We start from the raw sequence: 15,588 nt of genomic DNA on the forward strand, positions 1-15,588 counted from the left end.
GGCGGGGCGTCGTCGTGTCGACGTCGAGCGTGTCGGATCAGGCCGCCGGGACCTCGAAGGTGGCCGAGATCACGGCGCGGGCCAGCGTGTGGAAGTGCAGGTTGAAGCCGAGGTACGCGGGGCTGGCGGTCTCGTCGACCCCGATCTTCTCGACGTCGAGGGCATGCACCGCGACGAAGTAGGTGTGCGGTCCGTGACCCTCGGGCGGTGCGGCGCCGACGTAACGGGCGAGCCCGCCGTCGTTCTTCAACTGGATCGCACCCTCGGGCAGACCCGAGCCCTGGTCGTCACCTGCACCGGAGGGCAGCGACGTCGTGCCGGCGGGAAGGTCGGCCACGGCCCAGTGCCAGAAGCCCGACCCCGTCGGAGCGTAGGGGTCGTAGACGGTGACGGCGAAGCTCTTGGTGCCGTCGGGTGCGCCGGACCAGCTCAGCTGGGGGCTGGCGTCGTCTCCGCCGGGGCCCATGATGCCGCTCACCTGGGCGCGCTGCAGCTCGCCCCCGTCGGTGAGGTCCGTGCTCGTGAGCTCGAACTCGGGCACGATGCCGATGATGTCGTACGGGCGGGTCAGGTTGGCGTCGGCCATGGGGTCTCCTGTTCGTTCGGGGTGGTCGTGACGGTGCGCCCGCCCCGAGGGGCGGGCGCACCGGTGTCCGGTCAGGCGGCGTCGAGCCGCTGGATCTCGTCGGCCGAGAGCTTGATCGACGTCGCCGTGGCCGAGTTCATGATCGTCTGCGGGCGGGTCGACCCCGGGATCGGGACGACGAGCTCGGACTTGGCGAGTTCCCAGGCGAGCGTCAGCACCTGGGGGGTGACCCGTCGGGCGTTGGCGATCTCGGCGAACACGGCGTGCTTCGCCCCGAGCTCACCCGCGTTCGTGATCCCGCCGAGGGGGCTCCACGGGAGGAACGCGATGCCCATCTCGTCGCACAGCACGAGCTCCGCCTCGCTCGACCGGAACGCGGGCGAGTACTGGTTCTGGACGGAGACGAGGCGCTCGTCGAGCACCTCGTTCGCCTCGCGGATCTGGTCGGGGGTGGCGTTCGAGATGCCCGCCATGCGGATGACGCCCTCGTCGAGCAGCTCCGCCAGGGCACCGATCGAGTCGGCATAGGGCACCGCCGGGTCCGGGCGGTGGAACTGGTACAACCCGATCGTCTCGACGCCGAGCCGCTTCGCGGAGGCCTTGGCGGCCTCCTTCAGGTAGGCGGGGTCACCGTTCTGGGCCCAGGCTCCCGCCTCGGGGCGGAGGTGCCCACCCTTCGTGGCGACGAGCACCTGATCGGTGTCTGCGTGGTAGCTCTTCAGCGCCTTGGCGATGAGCAGTTCGTTGTGCCCGACCTCGTCCTTGCCGGCCTGGTGGTAGGCGTCGGCCGTGTCGATCAAGGTGATCCCCTGTTCGAGCGCGGCGTGGATCGTCGCGATTCCCTGCTTCTCGTCGGGTCGGCCCTCGATCGACAAGGGCATGCCGCCCAAGCCGATGGCACTGACCGTCACGTCTCCGATTGTCCTGGTCTTCATGTCGTCCTCCGGTTCACCACGCGTAGTCCTCGGGCGACGTCTCGTGCCCGGGGAAGATCTCGTCCAGCCGCGCCAGCGCGGCCTCGTCCAGCGTCACGTCGACGGCCGCGACGGCCGACTCCAGTTGTGCCATGGTCCGGGGGCCGGTGATCGGCCCGGTGACGCCCGGCTGGTGGAGCAGCCACGCGAGAGCGACCTCGCCCGGGGCGTGCCCGAGCTCCCGCGCGAAGGCCTCGTAGGCCTCCAGCTGGTCGCGGTGCTCGGCCACGTAGTCGGCGCTCCGTCCCTCGAGTCGACGCGACCCCTCTTCGGTCTTCTCGATGACGCCACCCAGCAGGCCGCCGTTCAGCGGCGACCACGGGATCATGCCGAGGCCGTAGTGCCGGGCGGCAGGAAGGGTCTCGCGCTCGACGTCCCGCACGATCAGGTTGTAGATCGATTGCTCGCTCACGAGGCCGGTGAAGTGTCGAGCCTTCGCGGCCTCCTGGGCCTGGGCGATGTGCCATCCGGCGAAGTTGCTGCTTCCGACGTAGAGCACCTTGCCCTGCTGGACGGCGACCTCCATCGCCTGCCAGATCTCCTCCCACGGGGTCTCACGGTCCACGTGGTGGAACTGGTAGAGGTCGATGTGGTCCGTCTGCAGTCGCTTCAGGCTCGCGTCGAGCGCACGTCGGATGTTGAGCGCACTGAGCTTCCCGTCGTTCGGCCAGTCGCCCATGTCGCCGTACAGCTTGGTGGCGAGGACGGTCTTCTCCCGTCGTCCACCTCCGCGGGCGAACCACCGACCGATGATCTTCTCGGTGATGCCTTCGCCCTTCTCCCAGCCGTAGACGTTCGCCGTGTCGAAGAAGTTGACGCCGAGCTCGTGCGCCCGATCCATGATCGCGTGGGAGTCGTCCTCCGTGGTCTGCGGCCCGAAGTTCATCGTGCCGAGCACGGCCCGTGAGACGGACAACCCTGTGCGTCCGAGGTGTGTGTAATCCATGTTCCCTGGTTACCCCCTCGTGGGGCGTGGTGCTCACAGGAACGCCCCCTAACGTCGCCGTCATGGACGAGCAGCCCGAGACCCCGGACGGCGTGCCCCCGGTCGAGCACCGCGGGGCCGGCCCGCACCGCGGCAGACGGCGCCGTGCCCTGCGGGACGGTCACGCGAAGATGCGACTCCGCCTCGACGGGCATCCGCGGCTCCGGTTGCTCTACAAGATCGGCGTCGGGGTGCTCGGGGCCTTGATCGTCGTCGTGGGCCTGGTCCTCGTCCCGCTGCCCGGGCCCGGTTGGCTCATCGTCTTCGTCGGCGTCGCGGTGCTCGGCACCGAGTTCCCGGCCGCCCACCGCATCACCCAGTGGGTGCGTCGCCTCGCGCGGCGCGCTCGTCTCCGGTGGCGTGCGTGGCGGGTCGCCCGGTCGGTGCGCCGATCGTCCACCGTGGACCCCTCGGCCGCCCCGTCGCGGTGAACCACAGGGCCGACCACGTCCCGGCGGCTGTCGATCATACGTCCAGCGGACGTTCGGTAATGTCGCCGTCGTGACGCCCAGTCCCGCCTCCGCCACGCCCTACGAGGTGCTCGGCGTGCCGTCGACGGCGTCGACCGACGACCTGCGCCGCGCCTACCGACGGCTGGCCCGCCAGACCCATCCCGACCTCGGGGGCACCGCGCAGGCCTTCCGTGACCTGCAGCACGCCTGGCAACAGGTGGGTACGCCCGAGGCCCGTGCCGCCTACGACCGGGGGTCGGGCTCACGAAGCACCGCTCCCACGGGCAGTGCGCGGTCCGCGGGGTCGAGTGCCCCCGGCTGGTCACCGCCGCCGCGCGAGCCGGCTCGGACCGACTCCAAGCCCAAGGCCCGGGTCCACGGTCACCCCGGGGGTGCGAACCGTGAGCGGTACCTCGGCCTCATGCGCGAGTGGGTCGGTCGGGGCGTCCCGCTCGACGACCCGTACGACGAGCGTCTCGTCCGCAGCGCGCCTCCCGAGATCCGTCACGTGCTGGCCGACGCGATGGCCGAAGAAGCCACCGTCGCGGCCGTCACCGATCTCGGCATCGGCTTCACCATCTGGAGCGACGTCGACGCGGGCGCCGAGGGCAAGCTCGACCACGTCGTGCTCGGACCGTCGGGCCTGTTCGCCGTCCAGTCCTCCGACTGGGGCAGCGAGGTGCAGGTGTCCCGGGGCGAGCTCGTCGGTCGGGGCATCCCCTCCGACGAAGAGCCCGTCCGCGACCTCACGCGTCAGGCCCGGGCCGTCAGACGAGAGACCCGTGTGTCGTTCACGGCCCAACTGATCGTCGTGCCCGACGACGACTTCGCTCCCGCCCTCGAGAAGGTCGGGCGCCGGGCGGGCGGCACCTGGGTCGTGCGCCGGTCGCTGCTGCCGCAGGTCCTCCGACACGGGCCCGAGCTGGGCGACCGCACGAGCATCTCGGACGTCTTCGAGGTGCGCGCGAGGCTGCAGCAGGCCATCCGGTTCGTCTGACGGGGGCTGACGCCCGGGGCCCGACAGGGGTCACTCGGGGCGTGACGCCGGCGTCCGTCGGTCGTGTCGTGTCCGAGAGGGGCCACCCGTCGTCCGTACCAGCTCGACCCGACACGGGCCCCGAGGAGGCGCGGTGCCGGAACCGGGGGAGGGCTGGCCCGACATCGGGTTCCGGGCCAGCCCCACGCGTTCCTTCGGAGCACCCGCCTCATCGGTTTGGTCGCCTGCCACCGGGCCGAGCGGTCGACGTGACGTCCTGCGCGCGACGCGGGCACCGCCTCCTCGTCCCTGTGGCAAGCTCGACCGTGTGAACACGCAGGAGCCCGCGGACGGCTGGGTCGAGGCCCCCGACGGACGTCGGTTCTGGGGCCGCGCCGGGGCCGCGGGTCTGCTCGTCGTCGACCCGGACGACCGGGTGCTGCTGCAGCACCGAGCCGACTGGAGCCATTTCGGCGGCACGTGGGGGCTTCCCGGCGGAGCCCGCCATCACGGTGAGAGCGCGGTCGAGGGCGCCCTGCGCGAGAGCGGTGAAGAGGCCGCCGTGCCGCGTGACGCGTTGCGACTGCTGTTCGCCGCCGAGCTCGACCTCGGCTTCTGGTCGTACACGACCGTCGTCGCCCGCGCCGAGCGTTCCTTCGAACCCGTGGTCTCGGACGCCGAGAGCATCGCGCTGGGCTGGGTGCCGGCCGACGAGGTGTTCGGTCTCCCGCTGCACCCTGGGTTCGCCGCCTCGTGGCCGAGGCTCCGACCCGAGCTCGGGAGCGAGGTGCACGTCGTCGTCGACGTCGCGAACGTCCTCGGCTCCCGACCCGACGGCTGGTGGCGCGACCGCGTCGGTGCCACGAACCGGTTCCTCGACGCCCTTTCACGCGGCGCCCGGGACGGAGTGGCCGAGTCGCTCGTCTCACCCGGCGGACGAGGGGACGACACGCAAGTGGTGGCGGGTCGGCCGGACCGGAGCGCCTCCCCGACGGACGCCGCGGCGTTCGCGGCCGGCTCCGCCGCCGAGCCGCCCGGGGCGCCCACCTGGCGGTGGCCGGAGACGACAGCCGTCGTCGAAGGCGAGGCGCGGGCCGTCGGCGACACGTTCCCCGGTCTGACCGTCGATCGTGCCGAGGCCGACGGCGACTCGGCGATCGTGGCCCGTGTGCGCGGCCTGCGCGACGTGTCCGGCGTGGCGCCTCGTGTCGTCGTCGTGACCGCCGACCGGGGCCTCACCGACCGGGTCGCCGCCCTCGGAGCGGCCGTGGTGCGTCCGGGCGCCTTCCGCCATGCCGTCGGCCTCGACTGACACGGACGGACGGGCCCGCGCCACCGACCGGTGACGCGGGCCCGTCCGCCCTCGGTCTCGCGTCAGGCGGCGGGGCCGTCGCCCAGCGTGACGGTGGCGGTGTGGGACGTGCCGGCCGTGTCGGTCCAGGTCACCGAGACCTGGTCACCCGAGTCGTGCGCCTGGATCGCGGCCGTGAGTGCGGACGAGTCCACCACGGTCGTCCCGTCGATCGCGGTGATCACGTCGCCGGCGACGAGGCCGGCCGACGCTGCCGCGCTGCCCTCGACGGTGCCGGCGATCGTGACGCCGCCCGCGGTGCCGGTCGCCGTGCTCGAGATCTGCGCGCCGAGGAAGGCGGGCAGGCCGATCTGCACCGTGGAGCTGCCCGTGCCCGACTGGATCTGCTTGGCGATCGCCAGCGCGTGGTCGATCGGGATGGCGTACCCGGTGATCGTCGAGGAGCCCTGCGAGGCCGCCGTCACGATGCCGACGACGTCACCGTCGCTGTCGCGCAGCGGGCCGCCGGAGTCGCCCGAGACCACGTCCGCGTCGACCTCGATGAGACCCGACAGCGACTCGGTGCCCGAGCCGGACTCGCTCTGGACCGTGATCGACTGGTCCGTGGCGAGGACCGTGCCCTGGGCGGTGACCAGGTCGCCCGTGCCCTCGGCATTGCCCGTCGAGTGGACGACGTCGCCCTGGGCGACGTCGCCGGACGAGTCGAAGCTCACCGGGGTGAGGCCGGTCGCGTCCTGCAGCTTCAGCACGGCCACGTCGTTCGTGGCGTCCGTGCCCACGACGTCGGCCGTGTAGGTCTTGCCCGTCGACTCGACGGTCACCTGGATGCTGGTGGCGCCCTGGACGACGTGGTTGTTCGTCAGGATGAGCCCGCCCGAGGTCAGGATCATGCCCGTGCCCGCGGACTTGTACGAGGCGTCGTAGTTCAGGGTCGACACGATGGTGACGACGCCGGCCTTCTCCTCGTCGGTCGCCGCCGTGGCACTGGTCTGGGTCGAGGTGCCCTGCTGCAACGACCCGCCCTGCGATGATCCGCCCTGCGGGGTCGAGCCGCCGAACGGAGACGTCGAGCCGCTCGAGCCGCTGCCCGGCTGCGTGAGCTGGGGCAGCAGCTCGAGGGCCTGGCGTTCGCTGGCGGCCTGTGCCGCTGCAGTTCCGGCCGAGCGACCGGCGGCGTAGGCACCGCCGCCCGCCGCACCCGCGACGATGACGACGGCAGCCGCCGCACCGGTGAGGGCGAGCCACTTCTTCGACCGGCGGGGCCTGGGGGCGCCGCCGAAGGCCGGGGGTACCGTGCCGTGTGCGCCGTCGCCGCCGGTCGTCGCGGAGGTGCCCGACGTCGCGTCGTACGACTGGTGCGAATCGTCGTGGGCCATCCAGGTCGGGGCCGCCGACACGTAGCGTGCGTCGGACGCGCCGGTGACGTGGGGGAGGGTGCGTGCCTCGGCGGGCTGTCCGGTGGCCTGCTCGACGTTCTCCCCGGCCTGCTGCTCGGTCGACGCGGAGGGCGTCACGGGCGTGGCGTCGTTCGGGGTGCCGGTCGTGGTGTCGCCGTCTCGGTCGTTCATGGTGTGCCTCCTGTGGCGATGGTGGTGACGATGGGTCCATGGAACGGTGCGACCCCAAGAGATCCCTATGACCAGACCCTGAGGCGGTGGGGAGTCCCATGAGGAGGCGCGGTGAACGAAGCCGAGATCGTCTCGCCACGGCCGGCACCCGCCATCCGAGCGGGCGGTCCCCGAAATCGGTTCCCGACGAGGGTCGGAGTTCCGATACGCTGGGACGCCAAAGGAGGTCCACGATGGCACAGCCCGCCAACCCGGCACCCGGCGAGCAGGACCGCGCTCCCGGCGCCCCTCGCGAGGTCGACACGACCCTCAGCTTCAACGAAGAGTTCCAGGCGCAACTGGCCGCCCTCGAGGGAGGCGTGTCCACCGACGAGCGTGACGCCGTCGCCGCCCTGCCTTCGGGTTCTGCACTGCTCGTGGTCCGCCGCGGCCCCAACATCGGCGCACGATTCCTCCTCGACTCCGACGTCACGATCGCCGGGCGTCACCCCGAGGCCGGCATCTTCCTCGACGACGTCACGGTCAGCCGCAAGCACGCCGAGTTCCGCCGCGAGGGCATCAGCTTCAGCGTGCGCGATCTCGGGTCGTTGAACGGCACCTACTTCGACGGCGTCCGCATCGACGAGGCCCGGCTCTCCGACGGGGCCGAGGTCCAGGTCGGCAAGTTCCGCCTCACGTTCTACGCATCGCGGGTCGACCTCGCGAACCTGGCAATCAAGTAGTCGTGCCCCGCACCGCCGCCGCCCGGTCGTCGCAGACCGGGCCGTCCGACCTGTTGACGATCGGGCAGGTCCTCTCTCGGCTCAAGCCCGAGTTCCCCGACCTGTCGAACAGCAAACTGCGCTTCCTCGAAGAGCGCGAGCTGGTCACGCCGGTGCGCACCCCGTCTGGCTACCGCAAGTTCTCGCCGGCAGACGTCGAGCGCCTCCGCTTCATCCTCGGGCTCCAGCGTGACCACTACCTGCCGCTCAAGGTCATCCGTCAGCACCTCGCCGACCTCGACGCCGGTCGCCCGGCGTCGCTCCCGTCCGGGGCGGCGCCCGTCTCGATCCTGACGCACGGTCGTCGGCTCGGTCGCGACGAGTTGCTGCGCGAGACGGGGGCGTCGCCCGCGCTGCTCGACGAGGCCGTCTCGGCGTCGCTCCTGCCGTCGGCGGGTCGATACGGTGACGAGTCGGTCTCGGTGCTGTCGGCCCTGGTCGAGCTGGGCAGGTCGGGCATCGAACCTCGTCACCTGCGGACGGTCCGTGCCTCGGTCGACCGCGAACTCGGCCTCATCGAGACGGCCCTCGCTCCGCTCGCTCGCAAGCACGACGCGGCGTCCCGGGCGCGGGTCGCCGAGCTCTCCCGCGAGCTCGCGGCGCAGGTCGACGTCGTCCGGTCGGGCCTCGTCCGATCGGCTCTCGGGCGTCTCGACGCCTAGACGTCCACGCTCCGGGCGAATATCCTCGACACGCCGACCCGTCGGAGCGAATGTCGCCCAGGCAGCTCCCCGTTGTGGGTACCGTGAGTCCTGTACAACCATCAACCCGATGTTGAACGTTGAGCTCCGGAAGAAGAACGTGGAAGGCAACAGCATGAGTGAGTCAGGTTCCCCCGAGGAATCCCGCTACGAGCTGGGTCTGCTCTTCACCGACGGCCTGCCCGAACACGACGCCGACAGCGGCTACCGCGGCACCGTCGCGGCCAAGGCCGCCGGCATCAGCTACCGCCAGCTCGACTACTGGGCGCGCACCGAACTGGTCGAGCCGACCATCCGCGGCGCAGCCGGCTCGGGCTCGCAACGCCTCTACGGATTCCGCGACATCCTCGTCCTCAAGCTCGTCAAGCGCCTCCTCGACACGGGCATCTCGCTCCAGCAGATCCGCACGGCCGTCAACCAGCTCCGCGAAGCCGGGGTGAACGACCTCGCCCAGACGACCCTGATGAGCGACGGGGCCAGCGTCTACCTGTGCACGTCGGACGACGAGGTCATCGACCTCGTCAGCCGCGGTCAGGGCGTCTTCGGCATCGCCGTGGGCAAGGTCCTCCGCGAGGTCGAGTCGAGTCTCGTCGAGATCGACAGCACACCCGCCGCCGATCCGTCCGACGAGCTCGCGGCCCGACGCGGCACACGCGCCAGCTGATCAGCCCTCGACCGCGACACGCGGTCGAGGACGACGAAGGCCCCGCACGATCTCGTGCGGGGCCTTCCTCGTCGCGCCAGGGGCGGTCGCCGGTTCAGCGGGCAGCAGGTTCGGCGTAGTCGCCGATCTTGGCCGTCCGCATGATGCGCTCGAGCAGCTGGTCGAAGTTGCGGGCCATCTCCTGAGCGCTCTCGCCGGGCCAGGCGTGCAGAGGCTTGGCCGCGCCCTGGGCCTGCTGCAGCGACGTGCGCTCGGGCAGCTGGGGCGACAGGACGAGGGGGCCGAACATGTCGCGCAGCTCTTTGATGCGGAACTGGTGCTCGAGCGACTGCACGCGAGCACGGTTGACGATGATGCCGAGGGGCTGGAGGCGCGGTGACAGACCCCGACGGATCTCCTCGATGGCCCGGAGGGCTCGGTCGGCGGCGGCCACGCTGAACAGACCCGGTTCGGTGACGACCGTCACGCGGTCGGACGCGGCCCACGCCGTGCGGGTGAGGGCGTTGAGGGACGGAGCGCAGTCGATCAGGACGAGGTCGTAGTCGGCCTCGACGTTGGCCAAGGCCTCTTCGAGCTTCCAGATGTCACGGATCGACGGGTGCGGACCGTCGAAGTTGATGGCCGAAGGGCTTCCGATCATGACGTCGACCTTGCCCTGGCGGCCCTTCGTCCAGCCGCTGGGCGCGATCGCCGCCCGGACCGTCTTCTCTTTCGGCGAAGCGAGGACGTCCGCGACGTTGAGGTGGCCGGAGACCGTGATGTCGAGGCCGGTCGAGACGTCGGACTGGGGATCGAGGTCGACGACGAGGGTCCTGAGACCTTTGGCGAAGGCGGCCGACGTGAGTCCGAGCGTCACCGTCGTCTTGCCGACGCCCCCTTTGAGAGAGCTGACGCTGAGTACATGCACGACACAGACGATACCTTCACTACTGTTGAATCACCCAACAGCCACGTCGATGCGGCGTGCGTCCGCTTCCACGAAGTGACCGCGCCGGCCCGCCCGTCGTCGTCACGGTGTCGCGACGCGTCGTCCGCACCACACCCAGACCCACCCCAGGAGGCGCGCCGTGAGCGTGAGACCCATCCGCCTGTTCGGCGATCCCGTCCTTCGATCGACGTCGGACCCCGTGACCATCGGTGACCCGCGCCTCGCGTCCCTGGTCGAGGACCTCGTCGACACCGTTCGCGAGCCGGGGCGGGCCGGGGTCGCGGCCGCCCAGATCGGGGTGTCGCTCCGGGCCTTCAGCTACAACGTCGACGGGCAGGTCGGTTACGTCCTGAACCCCGTCGTCGTCGAGGTCTCGGGCGAGAAGACCCTGGTCGACGAGGGCTGTCTCTCGGTGCCCGGGTTCTGGTTCCCGACCCCGCGCTACGAGTACGCCCGGGTCGAGGGGGTCGACCTCGACGGCCGGAAGGTCGTGCTCGAGGGCACCGGGCTCATGGCCCAGGCCCTCCAACACGAGACGGACCACCTCGACGGTACGCTCTACGTGCTCACCCTCGAGCCCGAGACCAAACGCGAGGCCATGCGCGAGATCCGTGCCGCCGACTGGTGGCGCGCCTGATCACCGTCCCCGTGCGGTGATCGTCCGAACCGACTCGGTGTCGGGGTGGGCGGTGTAGATGTCGGCGATCTGCTGGGCGAAGTCGTCCACCACGACGGCACGCTTGACACTCATCTTGGGGGTGAGGTGACCTCCGGCCTCGGTGAACTCGACCGGCAGGATCTCGAACTTGCGGATCGACTCGGCTCGCGAGACCGCCGCGTTCGCGGCGTCGACGGCCCGTTGGATCTCGGCGCGCACCTTCGGGTGCCGGGCCGCCTCGGCCAGGGGCATGTCGGCCGCCTCGCCGGCGTTGTTCAGCCACACGGGCAGCATCTCGGTGTCGAGGGTGACGAGGGCGGCGACGAACGGGCGCTGGTCGCCCACCACGACGACCTGGCCGACCAGGGGGTTCGCCCTGATGGGGTCCTCCAGAGCCGCCGGGGAGACGTTCTTGCCTCCGGCGGTGACGATGATCTCTTTCTTCCGGCCGGTGATGGTGAGATAGCCGTCGGCGTCGAGCGACCCGAGGTCTCCGGTGCGGAACCATCCGTCGTCCAGGACGGCAGCCGTGGCCTCGTCGTCCTTCCAGTACCCCGCGAAGACGTTGACGCCCTTGACGAGCACTTCTCCGTCGTCGGCGATCTTGATGCCGACCCCGGGCAACGCCGGCCCGACCGTCCCGATCTTGAACTTCGAGACGAGGTTGACGGCCGCCGGAGCCGTGGTCTCGGTCAGCCCGTAGCCCTCGAGGATGCGGATGTCGAGACTGCGGAAGAAGTGGCCGAGGCGCGTGCCGAGTGGAGCCGAGCCCGAGACGGCGTAGCGGATGTTGCCGCCCATGGCCTTCTTGAGCTTGCCGTAGACGAGTCGGTCGAACAGTGCGAAGCGGAGCTTGAGGCCCAGGGGCACGGTGCCTTCGTCGAGTGCCTTGCTGTGGGCGATGGCGACGGCGACGGCCTGCCGGAAGATGCCGCCCTTGCCCCCGGCCTCGGCCTTCTGCTCGGCCGAGTTGTAGACCTTCTCGAAGACGCGGGGGACCGCGAGCAGGAAGCTCGGCTTGAACGAGGCCAGCGACGGCAGCAACTGCTTCGTGTCGGCCTGGTGGCCGACCTTCACCCCGGCGTGGACGGACATCACCGCGATGAAGCGCGCGAAGACGTGCGCGGTCGTCACGAACAAGAGGGTGGACGAGCCGGGGGCCACGACGTCGCTCATGGCGACGGCGGCGTTGCGGCTCGTCTCGACGAAGTTGGCGTGGGTCAGCACGCATCCCTTGGGGCGGCCCGTGGTGCCCGAGGTGTAGATGATCGTGGCGACGTCGTCGGCGACGGCCGCGCTGCGGCGGGCCTCGAGTTCGTCGTCGGACACGTCGACACCCGATGCGGCGAGCTTGTCGAGGTCACCCAGGTCGACCTGCCAGACGCGCGTCACGGCGGGCAGCTCGGGGTGCACCTCGTCGAACCGCGAGAAGTGGTCCGCGGTCTCGACGATGACGGCCACGGCCTCCGAGTCGCTGAGGTTCCAGTGGACCTGTGCGGGCGACGACGTCTCGTAGACGGGGACGAGCAGGGCACCGGCGAACCAGGTCGCGAAATCGATGAGGGTCCACTCGTAGCGCGTGCGGCACATGAGGCCGATCTTGTCGCCTGGTCCGACGCCTGCTGCGATGAGTCCCTTCGCGAGTGCGCGCACCTGCTCGAGGAACCGGGCTGCCGTGACGTCGCGCCACCCGCCCGTTCCGTCCGGGACGGCGAAGAGGGGCTCGTCAGGCGTGGCCGCGGCCCGCGCGAGCAGGAGGTCGGTCGCGTTGGCGGACGGGTCGGCCGGGACGGCGGATGGGACGATGTGTTCGTTCACGGCAGCTCCTTCGGTACCGAACGATGGTCCGACAACCCTAACGCGACCTCGCCGGGGACGGTGCTGAAGGTGATCGGTCGTCGAGGATAGACTCGATCCTCGTGCAGGCAATCGGAATCGACATCGGCGGGACGAAGATCGCGGGCGGGGTGGTCACCGAGTTCGGCGAGATCGTCGACGAAGAGCGAGTCGCGACGCCCGCGGGCGACGCGGGGGCGATCGTCGACGCGGTCGTCGACATGATCACCTCGTTGCAGGCACGTCACCCCGAGGTCGTGGCCGCCGGAGTGGCCGCTCCCGGCTTCATCGACGCCGCCCAGTCGACCGTCTACTACACACCCAACATCGCGTGGCGGAACGAACCCCTGCGGGCGCGGCTGTCCGAACGGCTCGACCTGCACATCACGATCGACAACGACGCGAACGCCGCCGGCTGGGCCGAGTTCCGGTTCGGGGCCGGCCGTCTCGCCAGCGACATGACCATGCTCACCATCGGCACGGGGGTGGGTGGTGCCATCGTGGCGCAGGACCGCCTCCTGCGCGGGGGCTTCGGCACGGGCGGCGAGCTCGGTCACATGCGGATCGTGCCCGACGGCCTTCCTTGCGGCTGCGGCGCCCGCGGCTGCATCGAGCAGTACGGCTCGGGCCGCGCCCTGCTGCGGATCGCGGGTGAGGTCGCCGACGAGGGGGGCGTCGGCCGCGGCCTCGCCGATCTGCGCGCCGAGAGCGGCGAGCTCTCGGGCCACGACGTCAGCCTGTTGCTCCAGTCCGGCGACGCCGGCGCCGTCGAGGCCCTGCGCCGCCTCGGCACCTGGCTCGGTCAGGCCGCTGCGTCGCTGAGCGCGATCCTCGACCCGCAGGTCTTCGTCTTCGGCGGTGGCGTGGCGCAGTCCGGCGAGCTGCTGCTGGCGCCCGTGCGTGCGGCGTACCTCGAGCACCTGCCTGCTCGCGGCTACCACCCCGAGCCCGAGTTCGTGATCGCCGAGCTCGTGAACGACGCGGGGGTCGTGGGGGCCGCCGACCTCGCCCGCCTCCACGCCGGCGACCGCTAGACTCCCGACGCCCCGACGAGAGGAGCATCGATGCTCTACTGGTTCCTGAAGACGATGGTCGCGAGTCCGCTCGTCCTGTCGATCTTCCGACCCTGGGTCAGTGGTCGCGAGCACGTCCCGGCCTCGGGTGCCGTCATCTTCGCGAGCAACCACCTCTCGTTCGTCGACTCGATCTTCTTGCCGCTCGCCCTCGATCGGCGCATCTCCTTCCTCGCGAAGAGCGACTACTTCACCGGCAAGGGCATCAAGGGCTGGGCCATCCGGCTGTTCTTCACGGCCACGGGGCAGCTCTCCATCGACCGGTCCGGGGGTAAGGCCTCCGAGGCGTCGCTGGCGACGGGCCTGTCGGTCCTGCGCCGCGGAGAGCAACTCGGCATCTACCCCGAGGGCACCCGGAGCCCCGACGGCAAGCTGTACCGAGGCCGGACGGGGGTGGCGCGCATGATCCTCGAGGGTCACGTGCCCGTGATCCCCGTGGCCATGATCGGAACCGAGAAGGTCATGAAGACCGGGACCAAGATCCCGCGTCTGCACCGCGTCGGGATCGTCTTCGGCGAACCGCTCGACTTCAGCCGCTTCGAGGGCATGGAAGGCGACCGGTTCATCCTGCGGTCCATCACGGACGAGATCATGTACGAGCTCAACGCCCTCAGCGGCCAGCAGTACAGCGACGTCTACGCGACCAGCGTGAAAGAGAAGCGCTCGACCCTTTCACGGTAGGCTCGCCTGTCGAGGTCGTTCGGCCTCGAGACCGTCAACTGGCAAGGAAGACCGTGGCCCAGCTCACCGAACCGTTCGTCGTCACCGATCCCGACGTGATCGACGGTCTCGACCATTGGCGCACGCTCCCCATCAAGCAGCAGCCCACGTGGCACGACGGTGCAGCCGTCGAGGCCGCCTCGGCCGAGCTGTCCACGCTGCCGCCACTCGTCTTCGCGGGCGAGGTCGACACCCTTCGCACGCGGTTGGCCTCGGCGGCCCGGGGCGAGGCGTTCCTGTTGCAGGGCGGTGACTGCGCCGAGACCTTCGCAGGAGCGACGGCCGACCAGATCCGTGACCGCGTCAAGACCATCCTGCAGATGGCGGTGGTCCTCACGTACGGCGCGTCCGTCCCCGTCATCAAGATGGGCCGCATGGCCGGCCAGTTCGCCAAGCCGCGCTCCAGCGACACCGAGACCCGTGACGGCGTCACGCTGCCGGCCTACCGCGGTGACATCGTGAACGGCTACGACTTCACCCCCGAGTCCCGGCGCGCGGATGCGTCTCGGCTGGTGAAGGGGTACCACACCTCGGCCTCGACGATCAATCTGATCCGGGCCTTCACACAGGGCGGCTTCGCCGACCTCCGTCAGGTGCACAGCTGGAACAAGGGCTTCGCCAGCAACCCGGCCAACGCCCAGTACGAACACCTCGCTCGCGAGATCGACAAGGCGATCCGCTTCATGGAGGCGGCCGGGGCGGACTTCGACGAGCTCAAGCGCGTCGAGTTCTACACCAGCCACGAGGGCCTGCTCATGGACTACGAGCGCCCCCTGACCCGGATCGACTCGCGAACGGGCACTCCGTACGTGCTCTCGTCCCACTTCGTGTGGATCGGTGAGCGGACGCGTGACCTCGACGGCGCCCACGTCGACTTCCTCTCGCGGGTGCGCAATCCGATCGGTGTGAAGCTGGGCCCGACGACGACGGCCGACGACATGCTGCGCCTCATCGACAAGCTCGACCCCGAGCGTGAGCCCGGTCGTCTGACCTTCATCACGCGCATGGGCGCGGGCACGATCCGCGATGCCTTGCCTCCCCTCCTCGAGGCCATCAAGAAGGCGGATGCGACGCCCCTGTGGGTCAGTGATCCGATGCACGGCAACGGTCTGACGACGCCCACGGGTTACAAGACCCGCCGGTTCGAAGAGATCATGGACGAGGTGAAGGGGTTCTTCGAGGCACATCGAGCGGCCGGGACGCACCCCGGCGGAATCCACATCGAGTTGACCGGTGACGACGTCACCGAGTGCCTGGGGGGTTCTGAGCACATCGACGAAGCGACGCTTGCCACTCGCTACGAGTCCCTCTGCGACCCGCGTCTCAACCACATGCAGTCGCTCGAGCTGGCCTTCCTGGTGTCCGAAGAGCTCGCTGCGGACTGAGTCTCGTCG

16 protein-coding genes are annotated in these 15,588 nt (G+C 70.3%); 10 read left to right on the forward strand and 6 right to left on the reverse strand.

Going from position 1 to position 15,588, the window contains the following annotated elements; all coding sequences use genetic code 11:
* Positions 1-37 precede the first annotated feature (37 nt).
* The 3 genes from BIV04_RS00005 to BIV04_RS00015 form a co-directional block, all read right to left on the reverse strand.
* On the reverse strand, positions 38-586 hold the full coding sequence (locus BIV04_RS00005) for a YbhB/YbcL family Raf kinase inhibitor-like protein (protein WP_071253195.1): 549 nt from the start codon (positions 584-586) through the stop codon (positions 38-40).
* Between the two features lie 71 nt (positions 587-657).
* Positions 658-1,521: an aldo/keto reductase gene (locus tag BIV04_RS00010; protein WP_071253196.1), complete on the reverse strand. Its 864-nt coding sequence runs from the start codon at positions 1,519-1,521 to the stop codon at positions 658-660.
* Positions 1,522-1,534: 13 nt separating this feature from the next.
* Positions 1,535-2,506: an aldo/keto reductase gene (locus BIV04_RS00015; protein ID WP_071253198.1), complete on the reverse strand. Its 972-nt coding sequence runs from the start codon at positions 2,504-2,506 to the stop codon at positions 1,535-1,537.
* A 62-nt stretch (positions 2,507-2,568) separates the two neighbouring features.
* Here BIV04_RS00015 and BIV04_RS00020 point away from each other — a divergent pair, with 62 nt between their 5' ends.
* From BIV04_RS00020 to BIV04_RS00030, 3 genes are all read left to right on the forward strand, one after another.
* Positions 2,569-2,976, forward strand: a complete 408-nt coding sequence (locus BIV04_RS00020; protein WP_083396021.1) for a TIGR02611 family protein — start codon at positions 2,569-2,571, stop codon at positions 2,974-2,976.
* Between the two features lie 70 nt (positions 2,977-3,046).
* Positions 3,047-3,994, forward strand: a complete 948-nt coding sequence (locus tag BIV04_RS00025) for a DnaJ domain-containing protein (RefSeq protein WP_071253200.1) — start codon at positions 3,047-3,049, stop codon at positions 3,992-3,994.
* Between the two features lie 307 nt (positions 3,995-4,301).
* The gene (locus tag BIV04_RS00030) at positions 4,302-5,285 is read left to right on the forward strand and encodes an NUDIX domain-containing protein (RefSeq protein ID WP_143048484.1); all 984 of its coding nucleotides are present in this window, start codon (positions 4,302-4,304) and stop codon (positions 5,283-5,285) included.
* A 62-nt stretch (positions 5,286-5,347) separates the two neighbouring features.
* Here the strand turns inward: BIV04_RS00030 and BIV04_RS00035 are convergent, their stop codons facing one another.
* The gene (locus BIV04_RS00035; protein ID WP_143048485.1) at positions 5,348-6,853 is read right to left on the reverse strand and encodes a S1C family serine protease; all 1,506 of its coding nucleotides are present in this window, start codon (positions 6,851-6,853) and stop codon (positions 5,348-5,350) included.
* Positions 6,854-7,086: 233 nt separating this feature from the next.
* Between BIV04_RS00035 and BIV04_RS00040 the strand changes: the two genes are divergently transcribed.
* The 3 genes from BIV04_RS00040 (at position 7,087) to BIV04_RS00050 (ending at position 8,979) form a co-directional block, all read left to right on the forward strand.
* A complete protein-coding gene (locus BIV04_RS00040) occupies positions 7,087-7,575 on the forward strand; it encodes an FHA domain-containing protein (RefSeq protein WP_071253202.1) in 489 nt (162 codons plus the stop codon).
* Positions 7,576-7,577: 2 nt separating this feature from the next.
* A complete protein-coding gene (locus tag BIV04_RS00045) occupies positions 7,578-8,276 on the forward strand; it encodes a MerR family transcriptional regulator (RefSeq protein ID WP_071253204.1) in 699 nt (232 codons plus the stop codon).
* Between the two features lie 154 nt (positions 8,277-8,430).
* Positions 8,431-8,979 (forward strand): MerR family transcriptional regulator, encoded by a 549-nt coding sequence (locus BIV04_RS00050; RefSeq protein WP_043595057.1) that lies wholly within the window; start codon positions 8,431-8,433, stop codon positions 8,977-8,979.
* Between the two features lie 94 nt (positions 8,980-9,073).
* Here the strand turns inward: BIV04_RS00050 and BIV04_RS00055 are convergent, their stop codons facing one another.
* Positions 9,074-9,886: a ParA family protein gene (locus BIV04_RS00055; protein WP_054146774.1), complete on the reverse strand. Its 813-nt coding sequence runs from the start codon at positions 9,884-9,886 to the stop codon at positions 9,074-9,076.
* Positions 9,887-10,046: 160 nt separating this feature from the next.
* Here BIV04_RS00055 and def point away from each other — a divergent pair, with 160 nt between their 5' ends.
* Positions 10,047-10,544, forward strand: coding sequence for a peptide deformylase (gene def / locus BIV04_RS00060; RefSeq protein ID WP_071253206.1), 498 nt, complete (start codon positions 10,047-10,049; stop codon positions 10,542-10,544).
* Here def and BIV04_RS00065 read toward each other — a convergent pair whose 3' ends face one another.
* On the reverse strand, positions 10,545-12,383 hold the full coding sequence (locus BIV04_RS00065; RefSeq protein ID WP_071253208.1) for a long-chain fatty acid--CoA ligase: 1,839 nt from the start codon (positions 12,381-12,383) through the stop codon (positions 10,545-10,547).
* A 101-nt stretch (positions 12,384-12,484) separates the two neighbouring features.
* On the opposite strand from BIV04_RS00065, the gene BIV04_RS00070 reads away from it, so the two are divergent.
* From BIV04_RS00070 to BIV04_RS00080, 3 genes are all read left to right on the forward strand, one after another.
* Positions 12,485-13,435: an ROK family glucokinase gene (locus tag BIV04_RS00070; RefSeq protein WP_071253210.1), complete on the forward strand. Its 951-nt coding sequence runs from the start codon at positions 12,485-12,487 to the stop codon at positions 13,433-13,435.
* Positions 13,436-13,465: 30 nt separating this feature from the next.
* On the forward strand, positions 13,466-14,155 hold the full coding sequence (locus BIV04_RS00075) for a 1-acyl-sn-glycerol-3-phosphate acyltransferase (RefSeq protein WP_071253212.1): 690 nt from the start codon (positions 13,466-13,468) through the stop codon (positions 14,153-14,155).
* Positions 14,156-14,250: 95 nt separating this feature from the next.
* On the forward strand, positions 14,251-15,579 hold the full coding sequence (locus tag BIV04_RS00080) for a class II 3-deoxy-7-phosphoheptulonate synthase (protein WP_055977030.1): 1,329 nt from the start codon (positions 14,251-14,253) through the stop codon (positions 15,577-15,579).
* The last annotated feature ends 9 nt before the right edge of the window (positions 15,580-15,588 follow it).

Origin of the sequence: Frigoribacterium sp. MCBA15_019 (assembly GCF_001864945.1) — a bacterium.
Taxonomy (GTDB): domain Bacteria; phylum Actinomycetota; class Actinomycetes; order Actinomycetales; family Microbacteriaceae; genus Frigoribacterium.